This window comes from Allobosea sp. MMO-172 (assembly GCF_037147855.1).
Taxonomy (GTDB): domain Bacteria; phylum Pseudomonadota; class Alphaproteobacteria; order Rhizobiales; family Beijerinckiaceae; genus Allobosea.
This window is the reverse complement of sequence record NZ_JBBCUM010000006.1, coordinates 136,478-149,928: the sequence shown is the minus strand read 5'-3', so window position 1 is coordinate 149,928 and position 13,451 is coordinate 136,478. Positions and strand designations below refer to the sequence as shown.

General features: G+C 69.1%; 13 protein-coding genes. 10 read left to right on the top strand and 3 right to left on the bottom strand.

Annotated elements, in window-relative coordinates; translation table 11 throughout:
• Nucleotides 1–40 precede the first annotated feature (40 nt).
• Nucleotides 41–844 (top strand): DUF1194 domain-containing protein, encoded by an 804-nt coding sequence (locus WFK61_RS11455; RefSeq protein WP_336811707.1) that lies wholly within the window; start codon nt 41–43, stop codon nt 842–844.
• A 141-nt stretch (nt 845–985) separates the two neighbouring features.
• Here the strand turns inward: WFK61_RS11455 and hrpB are convergent, their stop codons facing one another.
• On the bottom strand, nt 986–3,490 hold the full coding sequence (hrpB, locus tag WFK61_RS11450; protein WP_336811705.1) for an ATP-dependent helicase HrpB: 2,505 nt from the start codon (nt 3,488–3,490) through the stop codon (nt 986–988).
• A gap of 78 nt (nt 3,491–3,568) precedes the next feature.
• Between hrpB and trpA the strand changes: the two genes are divergently transcribed.
• The 6 genes from trpA to WFK61_RS11420 all read left to right on the top strand — a co-directional run bounded on the left by trpA (nt 3,569) and on the right by WFK61_RS11420 (nt 9,061).
• Complete coding sequence (gene trpA, locus WFK61_RS11445) at nt 3,569–4,414, top strand: tryptophan synthase subunit alpha (protein WP_336811703.1); 846 nt, start codon at nt 3,569–3,571, stop codon at nt 4,412–4,414.
• 106 nt (nt 4,415–4,520) lie between these two features.
• Complete coding sequence (accD, locus tag WFK61_RS11440; RefSeq protein WP_336811702.1) at nt 4,521–5,420, top strand: acetyl-CoA carboxylase, carboxyltransferase subunit beta; 900 nt, start codon at nt 4,521–4,523, stop codon at nt 5,418–5,420.
• A gap of 38 nt (nt 5,421–5,458) precedes the next feature.
• Nucleotides 5,459–6,781, top strand: coding sequence for a bifunctional folylpolyglutamate synthase/dihydrofolate synthase (locus tag WFK61_RS11435; protein WP_336811700.1), 1,323 nt, complete (start codon nt 5,459–5,461; stop codon nt 6,779–6,781).
• A 206-nt stretch (nt 6,782–6,987) separates the two neighbouring features.
• Nucleotides 6,988–7,410 (top strand): hypothetical protein, encoded by a 423-nt coding sequence (locus WFK61_RS11430; protein WP_336811699.1) that lies wholly within the window; start codon nt 6,988–6,990, stop codon nt 7,408–7,410.
• 10 nt (nt 7,411–7,420) lie between these two features.
• Nucleotides 7,421–8,263, top strand: coding sequence for an aldo/keto reductase (locus tag WFK61_RS11425; RefSeq protein ID WP_336811697.1), 843 nt, complete (start codon nt 7,421–7,423; stop codon nt 8,261–8,263).
• 132 nt (nt 8,264–8,395) lie between these two features.
• Complete coding sequence (locus WFK61_RS11420; RefSeq protein ID WP_336811695.1) at nt 8,396–9,061, top strand: L,D-transpeptidase; 666 nt, start codon at nt 8,396–8,398, stop codon at nt 9,059–9,061.
• 168 nt (nt 9,062–9,229) lie between these two features.
• Here the strand turns inward: WFK61_RS11420 and WFK61_RS11415 are convergent, their stop codons facing one another.
• The gene (locus WFK61_RS11415) at nt 9,230–10,114 is read right to left on the bottom strand and encodes an aldose epimerase family protein (RefSeq protein WP_336811693.1); all 885 of its coding nucleotides are present in this window, start codon (nt 10,112–10,114) and stop codon (nt 9,230–9,232) included.
• A gap of 188 nt (nt 10,115–10,302) precedes the next feature.
• Between WFK61_RS11415 and WFK61_RS11410 the strand changes: the two genes are divergently transcribed.
• From WFK61_RS11410 to WFK61_RS11400, 3 genes are all read left to right on the top strand, one after another.
• Nucleotides 10,303–11,199, top strand: a complete 897-nt coding sequence (locus WFK61_RS11410; protein WP_336811691.1) for a 2-dehydro-3-deoxygalactonokinase — start codon at nt 10,303–10,305, stop codon at nt 11,197–11,199.
• Nucleotides 11,196–12,116, top strand: a complete 921-nt coding sequence (locus WFK61_RS11405; RefSeq protein ID WP_336811690.1) for a ribokinase — start codon at nt 11,196–11,198, stop codon at nt 12,114–12,116. Before WFK61_RS11410 ends, WFK61_RS11405 begins: the two co-directional genes overlap by 4 nt.
• 133 nt (nt 12,117–12,249) lie before the next feature.
• On the top strand, nt 12,250–12,777 hold the full coding sequence (locus WFK61_RS11400) for a retropepsin-like aspartic protease family protein (protein WP_336811688.1): 528 nt from the start codon (nt 12,250–12,252) through the stop codon (nt 12,775–12,777).
• A 77-nt stretch (nt 12,778–12,854) separates the two neighbouring features.
• On the opposite strand, the gene WFK61_RS11395 is transcribed toward WFK61_RS11400, so the two are convergent.
• Complete coding sequence (locus tag WFK61_RS11395; RefSeq protein ID WP_336811687.1) at nt 12,855–13,448, bottom strand: TadE/TadG family type IV pilus assembly protein; 594 nt, start codon at nt 13,446–13,448, stop codon at nt 12,855–12,857.
• Nucleotides 13,449–13,451 lie beyond the last annotated feature (3 nt).

The window sequence follows — 13,451 nt, the reverse complement described above, 5'->3', positions numbered from 1 at the left end:
GGCGCACACTTCTTCTCGCAAATCGGCGACGGAGGTGGCGATGCGGCGTTGGCTGTACGGTCTCTCATGTCTGGCAGCGGCGGCGCTCTGGCAGCCCGCCCTGCCCAGAGCCCAGACGGCGGCTCCGCCCGAGGAGGTCGATGTCGCGCTCGTGCTCGCGGTCGACGTCTCCTATTCGATGGATCTCGACGAGCTCGCCCTGCAGCGCAACGGCTATATCGAGGCCTTCCGCTCGAAACAGCTGCACGACGCCATCAACAAGGGCGCGATCGGCAAGATCGCCGTGACCTATTTCGAATGGGCCGGCGGCAATTTCCAGTACATCGTCCGGCCCTGGAAGGTGATCGACGGCCCGGCTGCGGCCATGGCCTTCGCCGAGGAATTGGGCGAGGCGCCGACGCGACGCGGCCGGCGCACCTCGATCTCGGGCGCGATCGATCTCGGGGTGCAGTTGCTGGAGCAGTCGAATGTGAGCGCGATGCGTCGCGTGATCGACATCTCCGGCGACGGCGCCAACAATGACGGGCGCCCGGTCACCGCCGCCCGCGACGAGGCCGGCGCCAAGGGCATCGCCATCAACGGCCTGCCGGTGATGCTGAAACAGGCCGGCTACTTCGACATCGACAATCTCGACACCTACTACACCGATTGCGTCATCACCGGCATCGGCGCCTTCGTCATCCCGATCCGCGAGAAGCACCAGTTCGTCGAGGCGACCAAGACGAAGCTGCTGCGCGAGATCGCCGAGGCGCCCGCCGACGCGACCTTCCACAAGGCGCAGTCCGGCAATATCGCGACCTGCCTCGCCGGCGAGCGGCAATGGCGCGACCGGATGGGGAATTGAGGGCTTTTCTGCGACCTCGTCGTCATCCCGGGCAAGCGAAGCGCAGACCCGGGATCCATGCCTGAACTGTTCCGGAATGGATCCCGGATCGGCGCCGCTGACGCGGCTTGTCCGGGATGACGGAGAGGGAGTCGTAAAGCCTTACGTCCCCCTCGGCTTCGCCCGCGTCGTCGGCAGGGCGGCAGCGGGATCGTCCGGCCAGAGATGGCGGGGATAGCGGCCCTTCATCTCGGATTTCACCGCCGCCCATGATCCCCGCCAGAAGCCCGGCAGGTCGCGCGTCACCTGGATCGGCCGATGCGCCGGGGAGAGCAGTTCCAGCACGAGCGGCACACGTCCCCCTGCCAGCGCCGGATGCGTCGCGAGGCCATAGAGTTCCTGCACCCGCACGGAGATGGTCGGGCCGGCCTCGGCGGCGTAGTCGACCGCGAGCGAGGAGCCGGTCGGAGCGGTGAAATGGGTCGGCGCCTCCTGGTCGAGCCGCCGCTTCAACTCCCAGGGCAGCAGCCCTGCCAGCGCCGAATCGAGATCGGACGCTTGAATCGCGGCGAGCGAGGCGCGGCCGAGAAGATGCGGCGCCAGCCAGAGTTCCGGCTCCTGCGCCAGCCCTTCGTCCGATAGATCGGGCCAGCCGGCCTCGGGCTCGGCCTTGCGCAGGAAGGCGGCGCGCTCGCGCAACTGGTTCTGCCCCTTGGTCCAGGGCAGGAGATTGATGCCGAGCGCCGCGATGCCCTTGGCCAGCGCCTCGGCATTCTCCGGGCTATCGGCAACGGATAATGGCCGTTCCGACAACGACAGCGCGCCATAGCGGCGCACGGCCCGGACACGCAGGGCGCGCGCCGTGCGGTCGAAACTCGCTTCCTCGCGCTCCGTGATGGCGAAGGGCGCAAGGCCATGGGAGACGAGCGTCGCGATCTCCGCTTCGTTGATCGCGGCGGCGGCCATGATGCGGGCCTGCTGGGCGGCACCGGTCATCTCGGCCACGACGATATAGGGCTCGCGCGCCAGACGCTGCGACGGCTCCAGCGCGCCGCCGCGCCCGTTGGCAAGGAGATACTGGCCGGAGCCCGGCGCACGCGCCCTGGCGACGCGGTCCGGATAGGCGAAGGCGAGCAGGAGGCCTGCCGAAAGGGCCTCGCTGGCTGAAACCTGCCCCTTGCCGAGGCTACGCTCGGCGGTGCGCGCCCAACCTTCGGCGAGGCGGCGCATGTCACCGGCCCGGCCGCCGCGCTCACGGTTGAAGCGCTCCAGCCGCTCAGCCAGATCGATGGCATCGCCGCCGAGGCCGCGCTCGACCAGCACGGCAGTGAGATCGGCGGCTGCTTCCGCCTGCCCGAAGCGCGCGGCCGCCACGATCATGCGGGCAAGGCGCGGCGGCAGAGGCAGCGCCTGCAGGGCGCGACCATCGGGCGTGATCCGGCCATCGCCATCGAGCGCACCGACATTGCTCAGGAGCGCGCGGGCTTCCTTGAGCGCAGGCGCGGGCGGCGGGTCGAGGAAGGACAGCGTCGTCGGATCGCCCACGCCCCAGGCGGCACAATCGAGCAGGAGCGGACTGAGATCGGCCGAGAGGATTTCCGGCCTTGCGAAGGCTTCGAGCGCGCCGGTCGCGGCCTCCTCCCAGAGCCGGTAGCAGACACCCGGCTCGGTGCGGCCGGCGCGGCCCCGGCGCTGGTCGGCGGCCGCACGGCTGACACGGCGGGTCTCCAGCCGGGTCACGCCGATATCAGGCTCGTAGACCGGCACGCGAGCGAGGCCGGAATCGATGACGACGCGCACGCCTTCGATGGTCAGCGAGGTCTCGGCGATGGCGGTGGCCAGCACGACCTTGCGCCTGCCCGCCGGCGCCGGCAGCACGGCGCGATCCTGCTCGCGCTGGTCGAGCGCGCCATAGAGCGGCGCGATCTCGACGGCGGGATCGCGCAATCTCTCGCGCAAACGCTCCTCGACGCGGCGGATTTCGCCCTGGCCGGGCAGGAAGACGAGCTGCGAGCCCGGCTGCTCGTTGAGCGCGAGCAGAACCGTCTCGGTGACCTGATCCTCGATGCGCTTCAGCGGGTCGCGGCTGCGATAGCGCGTCTCGATCGGATAGGCGCGGCCCTCGCTCTCGATCACCGGGGCATCGCCGAGCAGCTTTGCGACGCGGGCGCCATCCAGCGTCGCGGACATCACGAGGATGCGCAGGTCCTCGCGCAGTCCGCCCTGCGCATCGAGCGCCAGTGCCAACCCGAAATCGGCATCGAGCGAACGCTCGTGGAATTCGTCGAACAGCACGGCGGCGATGCCGTCCAGCGCGGGATCGTCGAGGATCATCCGGGCGAAGACGCCTTCGGTCACGACCTCGATGCGCGTCTTCGGGCCGATCTTCGAACCGAGACGCACACGCAGGCCAACGGTCTCGCCGACGCGCTCGCCCAAGGTCTGCGCCATCCGGTTCGCCGCGCCGCGCGCCGCCAGGCGGCGCGGCTCCAGCACGATCAGCTTGCCCCCCTTCGTCCAGGGCTCGTCGAGCAGGGCGAGCGGCACGCGCGTGGTCTTGCCGGCGCCGGGCGGGGCGACCAGAACGGCGTTCGGCCGCGCCTGCAGGGCGGCGGCGAGATCGTTGAGAACAACGTCGATCGGAAGGGGCGTGTCGAAGGCGCGCATGCCCGGCCGATGTGGCGCAGGCGCGTGCCGCACGCAAGCCACTCGCCAGCCGGCGCGCGTCATGCTAACCGCTGCGGCATGACTGAGACCGGCCAGACCCGCATCCAGAACCGTTTCCAGGCCTGCGCCCGCGAGGGCCGGGCAGCGCTCGTGACCTTCGTCACCGCCGGCGACCCGGATTTCGAGACCTCCAGCGCGATCCTCGCGGCCCTGCCGGGAGCCGGCGCGGACGTGATCGAGCTCGGCGTGCCCTTCACCGACCCGATGGCGGACGGCGTGCCGGTCCAGCTTGCCGGACAGCGCGCACTCAAGGCCGGCCAGACGCTGCGCAAGACGCTCGCCATGGTCGAGAGCTTCCGCAAGGCCGGCCATGACACGCCGATCGTGCTGATGGGCTATTACAACCCGATCTGGGCCTATGGCGTCGAAGCCTTCCTGACCGATGCCCGCCGCGTCGGCATCGACGGGCTGATCGTCGTCGACCTGCCGCCGGAAGAGGACGAGGAACTCTGCCTGCCGGCGCTGAAGGCCGGTGTCTCCTTCATCCGCCTGGCGACGCCGACGACGGACGACAAACGCCTGCCCAAGGTGCTGCAGAACACCTCCGGCTTCGTCTATTACGTCTCGGTCACCGGCGTGACCGGCGGCGCCATCGCCGATTACGGCGCGGTCGGCGATGCCGTCGCGCGGATCAAGCGCCATACCGACCTGCCGGTCGCGGTCGGCTTCGGCGTCAAGACCGCCGAGGATGCCGCCACCATCGCCAAGCGGGCGGACGGCGTCGTCGTCGGCTCGGCGCTGGTCGAGCGCGTCCGCCTTTCGCTCGACGATCAGGGCAAAGCCACGGAAAAGACGGTTTCGGCTGTCACCTCGCTGGTCAGCGAGCTCGCCAAGGGCATCCGCTCCGTCGCCAAGGCGGCCTGAGCCCAAGGTTTCGTTCATGGTCGCGTCGCTTGCCCGCCGGCAGGCGCGACCCCATTTTCGGCGTGACGGCGCGCAAGCGCTGACAAGCCCATCAGGGATTCATCCGATGAACTGGATTTCCGAAGTCGTCCGGCCGCGCATCAAGACGCTGTTCAAGCGCGAGAGCCCCGAGAACCTCTGGATCAAGTGCCCCGATTCCGGGCAGATGGTGTTCCACAAGGATGTCGAGGCCAACGGCTACGTCATCCCCGGCTCCGAGCACCATATGCGCGTCACCGCGCCGGAGCGCCTGCGTCTGACCTTCGACGACGGCAAGTGGCTCGACGTCGCGCTGCCTGAAGTCTCGGTCGATCCGCTGAAATTCCGCGACGAGAAGCGCTATGTCGACCGGCTGAAGGATGCCCGCGCCAAGACCGGCATGCAGGACGCCTTCAAGATCGGCTATGGCCGGGTCAAGGGCCTGCCGATGACGCTGGCCGTGCAGGATTTCCACTTCATGGGCGGCTCGCTCGGCATGGCGGCCGGCGAAGCCTTCGTGAAGGGCGCCGAAACCGCGCTCGACAAGAAGACGCCCTATGTCGTCTTCGCCGCGTCCGGCGGCGCGCGCATGCAGGAAGGCATCCTCTCGCTGATGCAGCTGCCGCGCACGACCGTCGCGGTGCGCCGCCTGCGCGCTGCCGGCCTGCCCTATTTCGTGGTGCTGACCAATCCGACCACCGGCGGCGTCACGGCCTCCTATGCCATGCTGGGCGACATCCATATCGCCGAGCCCGGCGCGCTGATCGGCTTCGCCGGCCCGCGCGTGATCGAGCAGACGATCCGCGAGAAGCTGCCGGACGGCTTCCAGCGCTCCGAATACCTGAAGGATCACGGCATGGTCGACATGGTCGTGCATCGCCGCGACCTGCCGGAGACGCTCGCCCGGCTCGGCCGCCTGCTGACGAAGCAGCCGACCGTGAAGGACGAGGCGGCAGAGCCCGCGCGCCCGGTGGCCGAGGCGGTCTGAGCGGTCCGAGATAGTTTACGGCTGGGGGCCGTCACGCCATGGGGTCTTCCGACGCCTTGCTCGCGCGCTTCATGGCGCTGCATCCCAAGCTGATCGACCTCTCGCTCGGCCGCATCCTGACCCTGCTCGAGCGGCTCGGCGATCCCCAGACGAAGCTGCCGCCGGTGATCCATGTCGCCGGCACCAACGGCAAGGGCTCGACCATCGCCTTCATGCGGGCGATCCTCGAAGCGGCCGGCCTCTCGGTCCATGTCTATATCTCGCCGCATCTGGTGCGCTTCCATGAGCGTATCCGGCTGGGCGCGCCCGGCGGCGGGCGCTTCGTCAGCGAGGACAAGCTGGTCGAGGCGCTGGAGCGCTGCGAGGCGATCAATGCCGGCGATCCCATCACCTTCTTCGAGATGACGACGGCGGCGGGCCTGCTGCTCTTCTCCGAGCATCCGGCCGATGTGCTGCTGCTGGAAGTCGGGCTCGGCGGGCGCTTCGACGCGACCAATGTCATCGCCCATCCGGCCTGCACGGTGGTGACGCCGGTCTCGCTCGACCATTCCGAATATCTCGGCGACACCGTCACCAAGATCGCCGGCGAGAAGGCCGGCATCTTCAAGCGCGGCGCCCCGGCCGTGATCGCCCCGCAGGAACCGGAGCCGACCGCGGTGCTGGAAGCCGCGGCCGAGCGCGCCGGCGCCTCCAAGATTCTGATCGGCGCGCAGGATTTCAACGTCCACGAGGCCGGCGGACGCCTGGTCTACGAGGATCAGGACGGCTTGCTCGACCTGCCGCTGCCGCGCCTGTCGGGCCGGCACCAGCATATCAATGCCGGCACCGCCATCGCAGCCTTGCGAGCCGCCGGCTATGGCGCCCTGCCGACCCGCGCCTTCGAGGACGGCATGCGCCAGGCCGACTGGCCGGCGCGGTTGCAGCGCCTGTCGCGCGGCGCGCTGGCCGAGCTCGTGCCGGAACGCGCCGAGCTCTGGCTCGACGGCGGGCACAATCCCGATGGCGGGCGCGTCCTCGCCCAGGCGATGGCCGATCTCGACGACCGCAACCCGGCGCCGCTGGTGATGATCGCCGGCCTGCTCTCGACCAAGGATGCGGCGGCGACGCTGCGCCATTTCAAGGGGCTGGCGCAGGTGCTCTACGCCGTGCCGATCCATAATTCGCTGGCCGCGCGCCCGGCCGAGGAGGTCGCGGAGGCCGCCCGCAGCGCCGGGCTCGTCGCCGAGGTCGCCAGCTCGGTCGAGCAGGCGCTCAGGACGATCGCCGCGCGCGACTGGCCCGTGCCGCCGCGCATCCTGATCTGCGGCTCGCTCTATCTCGCGGGCGAGGTGCTCTCGGATAACGGCACGCCGCCGACCTGATCAACGATCATCTGCCGTACCGCATCTAGCAAACGCGGGTCATCCCGGCCGGAGCGTAGCGAAGAGCCGGGATCCATGCCTGAACCTGTCTCGGAAACGCTCCGGAATGGATCCCGGGTCTCCCTCTGGTCGCCCGGGATGACGACGTGCTTCTACAGGGACACGACAGGTTCCGAATTTCCCGCCGAAACGTAGAGAGACAAACCATGCCCGTTCCCGGACTGACCGTCATCGGCGCGACCTTGCTCTGCGGACTGCTCGGCGGCTGCGTGACGACCGAGGGAGCCGGGCCCGGACAGGCCGAGAATACGGAGCGGGTCGCATCCGGCAAGCGGACCTTCCTGCAGAAGACCTTCATGACGATGGATGAGCGCTGCCGGCCGATCCCGCGCCCGTCAGGCGTGCTGACCGAGCCACCACGCCACGGCAAGGTCCGGCTGGCGACGCGCAAGGCCGCGGCCGAATACGGGCCGGGCCCGTTCCAGCATTGCAACGGCAAGGTCGGGCCGTCTCTCGCCTTCGAGTACACGTCGAAACGCGGCTATCGCGGGGCTGACAGCTTCCTCGTGCGTATCCGCTACAATGATGGCGAGATCCGCTACGAGCGTTTCGAGATCGCGGTCGACTGAGGAGAGCCTGATGCAGCGCAGCTTCGGAGCTTCCGGCCCGCTCGTCCCCTCGATCGGCCAGGGCAGCTGGTACAGCGAGCAGGGCGACCGGCGCGAGGCGGTCGCCGCCTTCCGGCGCGGGCTCGATCTCGGATTGACGCATATCGACACCGCCGAGATGTATGGCGACGGCCGCGCCGAGGCGCTGATCGGCGAAGCCGTCGAAGGCCGGCGCGACGAGGTCTTCCTCGTCTCGAAGGTGCTGCCGCATAACGCCTCGCGGCGCGGCGTTCAGGCCGCCTGCGAGCGCTCGCTCAAGCAGCTCAGGACCGACCGGCTCGATTGCTATCTGCTGCACTGGCGCGGCCCGCATCCCCTTGCCGAGACCTTCGCCGCTTTCGAAGCGCTGAAGCAGGAGGGCAAGATCCTGTCCTGGGGCGTCAGCAATTTCGACGAGGACGATCTCGACGAGGCGCTCGCCGCCGCCGGCAAGGGCAAGATCGCCTGCAATCAGGTGCTCTACCATCTGCGCGAGCGCGCGATCGAGCATGCGGTGATCCCGTGGTGCGAGCGGAACGGCGTTGCCGTCGTCGCCTACAGCCCCTTCGGCCATGACGATTTCCCGGCCGCTGGCAGCGCGCAAGGCCAAGTCCTGGCCGAGATCGCGGCGAGCCATGGCGCGACGCCCCGGCAGGTCGCGCTTGCCTTCCTGACGCGGCACGACAGCGTCTTCGCGATCCCGAAGGCCGGCCGTGTCGCGCATGTCGAGGACAATGCGGGCGCGTTGAACCTCGCGCTTTCCGAAGCTGAGATCACCCGGATCGACTCGGCCTTCCCGCGTGGCCGCAAGCCGTCTTCCCTGCCGATGATCTGAAGCGTCGGAAACCACGTTCCGCCTTCCGGCTTTACAAGCCGGTGGCGTCGGCGCTTTCCTAGAGTCAAGGGCGGCAGCCGTCAGAGCTCGATAACGCCTCATCCAGCAGTAGCGTCTTTCGGAGTGAGTGTGATGCGTCGCGTTCTCGGCATTCTGGCCGCCCTCATCCTGTCGGCTTTCACCGGTGCCGCCCATGCCGGCGTCGATGTCAGGGTCGATATCGTCGCCCAGCGCATGTCGGTGACCACCACCGACGGCGAGGTCTACGACTGGAAGATTTCGTCAGGCCGCAAGGGCTTCCGTTCGCCCAACGGCGTCTACCGCCCGACCCGACTCGAGAAGAACTGGTATTCGCGCAAATATGGCGGCGCGATGCCCCATGCCGTGTTCTTCCGCGGCGGCTATGCGATCCATGGCACCACGGCGGTCGGCGCGCTCGGCCGCCCGGCCTCGCATGGCTGCATCCGCCTGCACCCGGCCAATGCCGCCAAGCTCTTCGCGCTGGTGAAGAAGCACGGCTCCGGCCAGACCAAGATCGCGCTGCACGGCGCCGCGCCCGACAATCTCTCGCGCTTCGCCAAGGCCTCGTCGCCGTCGAAGGCCAAGCTCGCGAAGGCGGGCGCGTCCAAGCAGACCCTCGCCAAGGCCAAGCAGCGCCATCAGGCGACGAGCGTCGCCCAGCAGCGTCGCGGCGGCGGCTGGGAAGCGGCGCGCGGCCAGATCCTGCTCCGTCCCGCCCTGCCGGCCGGAGCGTATGGCTACCAGCCCTACTATCCGAGCGGCTACGGCTGGCGCTGAGAGCTCGTTTTGAAACTCAGCCCTCATCCTGAGGAGCCGCGTCAGCGGCGTCTCGAAGGATGGTCCAGAGGGTTAGGGAGCCTCCTGAAACATCCTTCGAGACGCCATTCCCGAGGGAATGGCTCCTCAGGATGAGGGCTCAGGGAGTAACCAACCAGACTCGAAGCGCTAGATCGCCTCAGGCACGATCCTGAGCCAGCCTTCCAGCATCTCGCCCGGCGCCAGACGCCGGAGCGGTGCCGCCGCCCGCGCCGGCGGTTCGCTCGGTGCGCCGATGGCATGGCTCTGCGGCTCGACGCAGAGAAAATCCGCGCCGGCCGGCGCCCAGACCACCGGGCAGTCGAGATTGTCGCTCGCGGTCAGGGTGATGGCGATGCCGGCCGAGGGCGTCTCGATCCGGGCCGTGCCGTCCCAGCCAAGGAAGCTCCAGGCCGTCACGGTCTCCGCGCGGAAAGGATGCACTTGGGCATAGGGGCCGCCATCGGCGAAGGCCTGCTGGCCCGTCGCGCGGAAGGCGTCGCCGAAGACCAGCGCGCCGGTGCTGCGCATGACGAGGCGCGTGTCGGCGGCACAGGGAAACCAGGGATGATGACCCATGCCGAACGGTAGTGCCGTTTCCGCCTCGTTGATGATCGCCATCCGGATGGTCATACCGGCTTCGTCGAGGATGACTTCCTGCCGCGCCCGGTAGCGATAGGGATCCGGGCCGTCGGTTCGGCGGTGTTCGAGGACGGTATGACCGCGGTCATACTCCAGCACCTCCCAGGCCGCCTGCCAGCCGAAGCCGTGAATGGCGCCGCCGGGATCGTTCCGCGGCACGAGGAAACGCCGTTCGCCATCGTCGACGACGCAACCGAAGGCGCGGTTGGCGAAGGGCAGCAGCGCCCAGGTCCCGAAGAAATTCGGCGAGGCCGTGCCCGACTGCCGCCCGGCAGGCGGGTAAAGCACGTCATGGCGCCGCCCATCCGGCCCGCACCAGTTCAGGCAGGAGACGATGCCGCCCATCTCGGGATGGATGACGGCGTCGAGGCCGCCCGCTTGCAGTTCGAGCATCCGGCTTGTCCGATTCGTCCGCGTGATCCCGAACCGCAGGGTTGCCGGGAAGTCGAGCCTTGCACAAGGCTTCCAACCGCCGGCCCTTGACCGGGCGAAGCACGACGGAGACAGTCGCGCCTTAGATCGCCCCTCGTCCTGTCGGATGCGTGGCGGTCCACCCATGTGATACCGCCTCGGATTCTGCCATGCCCAAACCTCTGATCGCGCTCGACTGGGGCACGACCCGCGCGCGCGCCTTCCTGATCTCGGAGACGGGCGAGGTCCTGGAGCGGCGCATCGCCGATCGCGGCATCCAGTCGGTTCCGGCCGGCGGCTATCCCGAAGCCTTCGCCGAGCTTGCCGGCGATTTCCGGCAAGCCGCGCCGGACGCCGCAATCGTGCTCGCCGGCATGGTCGGCAGCCGCAACGGCTGGATCGAGGCGCGCTATGTTCCCTGCCCGGCCTCGCCCGCCGAGATCGCCGCCGCCGCGATCAAGGCCGAGCTCGATGGGCAGACGACGGCGACCATCCTGCCCGGCCTGAGCTGCGACGACGGCGCTTTCGACGTGATGCGCGGCGAGGAGACGCTGATCGTCGGGCTCGGCCTGGGCGACGGCATCGCCTGCCTGCCCGGCACCCATTCGAAATGGGCCGAGATCAGGCAGGGCCGCATCACCCGCTTCGCCAGCTTCATGACCGGCGAGGTCTACGGGCTCCTGCGCAACGATTCGATCCTCGCCCGGCTGGCGGAAGCTCCCTCCGAAGCGGATGCGGCCGACGGTGCCGCGCGCGGCCGCGCCGCCGCGGGCCGGGCGGGCGGATTGCTCAACACCGCCTTCGCCGCCCGCACCGAGATTCTCGCCGGCCGGATGGCAGGCGGCGCGGTCGGCCCCTATCTCTCGGCGCTGCTGGTCGGGCAGGAGATCGCCGGCGCCGAAGCCCTGTTCGGCAAGGGGCAAGACATCCATCTCGTCGCGGACGGAGCCCTGGCCGAGAGCTATGGCGCCGGATTGCAGGCGCGCGGCCATGCCATCAAGATCGTCTCGCCCGAGGCCGCCTTCGTCGCCGGCGTCCGGCGGCTCGCGGCGGATCTGCCGGCATGATCATCGTCTTCGGCTCGATCAATATCGACCTCGTGACGCCGGTGGAGCGCCTGCCGGGCCCGGGCGAGACCGTGCTCGGACCGGGCTATGCCCTGCATCCCGGCGGCAAAGGCGCGAACCAGGCCCTCGCAGCGCGACGTGCCGGCGCGGATGTCGTGCTCGTCGGCGCGACCGGGCGGGACAGATTCAGCGATACCGCGCTGGCGCTGCTCAGCGCCGACGGCGTCGATCTCGATCATGTCGCACAGGTCGACGCGCCGACCGGCGCCGCCTTCATCGCGACGGATCGCGAGGGCGCCAACCAGATCATCGTCGCGGCCGGCGCCAATGCCGTCGTGCGGCCGGATGCCTTGCGGCAGCTCGAGCTCGCGGGGGAGGATATCCTGCTCCTGCAACGCGAGGTTCCCGAGGAAGCCTGTCTCGCGGCGGCGCTCGCCGTGAAACAGGCAGGCGGGCGCGTCATCCTCAACCTTGCCCCGGCCGAAGCGCCCTCGCCCGCGCTGCTCGACCTGCTCGACCTTCTGGTCGTCAACGAGCACGAGGCCCTGGTGCTTGCGCAGGCGCTCGGCTGGCCGGAGCAGGACCCCGATGCGATCGCGCGCCGGCTCGATGGCGAGCGCGGCATCGCCACGGTCGCGACGCTGGGAGCGGCCGGGGTCGTCGCCTGGACCGGCGGAATTCGCCATCGCCTCGCCGCCCCGCAGGTCGCGGTCGTCGACACGGTCGCGGCCGGCGACAGTTTTACCGGCGCCTTCGCCGCGGCGCTGGCCGCCGGCAAGGACATGCGTGCTGCGCTGCACGACGGGCTCGCCGCCGGATCGCTCGCCTGCACGCGACGGGGTGCCCAGCCGAGCATTCCCTTCGCCGCCGACATCGCGGCGCTGGCCGCCACGCTCGCAGACCAGCCGGAGCGGTAAGACCGGATTAAGCCTGTCGGCATTCGCCTCGCCCTTCGCGCCCCGGTTGCGCGCAAATGCGTGCAACCTCTTCACCCTTCGTCAGGGCTCTCTCCCTCATCGTGGCCGAACCGGCAGAGGGACCGGAGGGGCCGTGACGACATCTCCATTGACCTGGGCGTTGAGCGTGGCCGGAGCCGCGACTGTCGGGGCATTGTCCTATACGCAGCTGATCGCCCCGCGCCTGACGAACCCGGCGCCAGCCGTCGCGGTCGCGACTTCGGAGCAGAAGGCTCCGGGGCCGCGCACCCTCTCGACGCTCGCCGTCGCTGCCGATTATCGCGGACACTATATCGTGCACCCGACGGTCGAGAACTACCGGGTCAAGATGATGGTCGATACCGGCGCGAGCATCGTGGCTCTGACCGCGGCCGATGCCCGCGCGCTCGGGATCAGGAGAGATGCCTCCACGCGCAAGATGATGCTCGGCACCGCCAACGGAACAGTCGTGGGCTTCCGGACGACGCTGCGCGAGATCCGGCTCGGCGATATCGTCGTGCGCAACGTGGAGGCGGTGGTCCTGCCCGAGGGCGCACTCTCGATGAGCCTGCTGGGCAACTCCTTCCTCGGCAAGCTGCAGGGCTACGAAGTCCAGACCGGGCGGATGGTGCTACGCGGCTGAAGCCGTAGGCCGACCGCGCAGGTTTCCGGACGAAGACGCTGGTAAGCCCCCGTCAGGATCGCCCTGTCACGCAGCGCTCAGAATGTCGGGCAGGCATCGGCATTGGTTCGCTTGACCTGCTCGATGCTCAATGTACCGCCGGCCAGGCCGTTGCGCGGGCGCGCGTAGATCGGATCGTCGCCGAGCGCGATCGCCCCGGTGAGGACATAGCCGATGGCGGGGGTATAATCGTAGCTCGCGCGCGCCATGATCACGGAGGTGTTGGCGACCTTGACACTGTCAGGCAGCGTGACCGTCGCTCCCCGGGCCAGCGCGGTTCCGTTACGCTGATTGCTCCAGCAGACCCGCCCCACGCCGGACCCGTCGACCACGACGCTGGCGAGGACCATGCGGGCATTACCGGGATCATAGGGCATCAGGATCGTCTGCGCGGCATCGAAGATGTTTTCGACATCGGCAGGCGCGACGGATTGAACGCGCGCCGTAAGGTCGGCCAGGGCCGAGGTCAATTGCGTGACCTTGCGGTTGATCATGACGAGCTGTGCAACCTCGACCGTCCCGAGATAAGCGACGAGCATCACCGGCAGCGCCATGGCGAACTCGACGAGCGCCACGCCTTCGCGATCGCGGCAGAAGCGGCGCCAGAGCGGCAGGGTCGTCTTTCTCTGCATGTC

Bases quoted from the DNA above. Each gene is read 5' to 3' on its own strand.
- WFK61_RS11455 (WP_336811707.1), top strand. From the start codon at position 41: ATGCGGCGTTGGCTGTACGGTCTCTCATGTCTGGCAGCGGCGGCGCTC.
- hrpB (WP_336811705.1), bottom strand. From the start codon at position 3,490: ATGCGCGCCTTCGACACGCCCCTTCCGATCGACGTTGTTCTCAACGAT.
- trpA (WP_336811703.1), top strand. From the start codon at position 3,569: ATGACTGAGACCGGCCAGACCCGCATCCAGAACCGTTTCCAGGCCTGC.
- accD (WP_336811702.1), top strand. From the start codon at position 4,521: ATGAACTGGATTTCCGAAGTCGTCCGGCCGCGCATCAAGACGCTGTTC.
- WFK61_RS11435 (WP_336811700.1), top strand. From the start codon at position 5,459: ATGGGGTCTTCCGACGCCTTGCTCGCGCGCTTCATGGCGCTGCATCCC.
- WFK61_RS11430 (WP_336811699.1), top strand. From the start codon at position 6,988: ATGCCCGTTCCCGGACTGACCGTCATCGGCGCGACCTTGCTCTGCGGA.
- WFK61_RS11425 (WP_336811697.1), top strand. From the start codon at position 7,421: ATGCAGCGCAGCTTCGGAGCTTCCGGCCCGCTCGTCCCCTCGATCGGC.
- WFK61_RS11420 (WP_336811695.1), top strand. From the start codon at position 8,396: ATGCGTCGCGTTCTCGGCATTCTGGCCGCCCTCATCCTGTCGGCTTTC.
- WFK61_RS11415 (WP_336811693.1), bottom strand. From the start codon at position 10,114: ATGCTCGAACTGCAAGCGGGCGGCCTCGACGCCGTCATCCATCCCGAG.
- WFK61_RS11410 (WP_336811691.1), top strand. From the start codon at position 10,303: ATGCCCAAACCTCTGATCGCGCTCGACTGGGGCACGACCCGCGCGCGC.
- WFK61_RS11405 (WP_336811690.1), top strand. From the start codon at position 11,196: ATGATCATCGTCTTCGGCTCGATCAATATCGACCTCGTGACGCCGGTG.
- WFK61_RS11395 (WP_336811687.1), bottom strand. From the start codon at position 13,448: ATGCAGAGAAAGACGACCCTGCCGCTCTGGCGCCGCTTCTGCCGCGAT.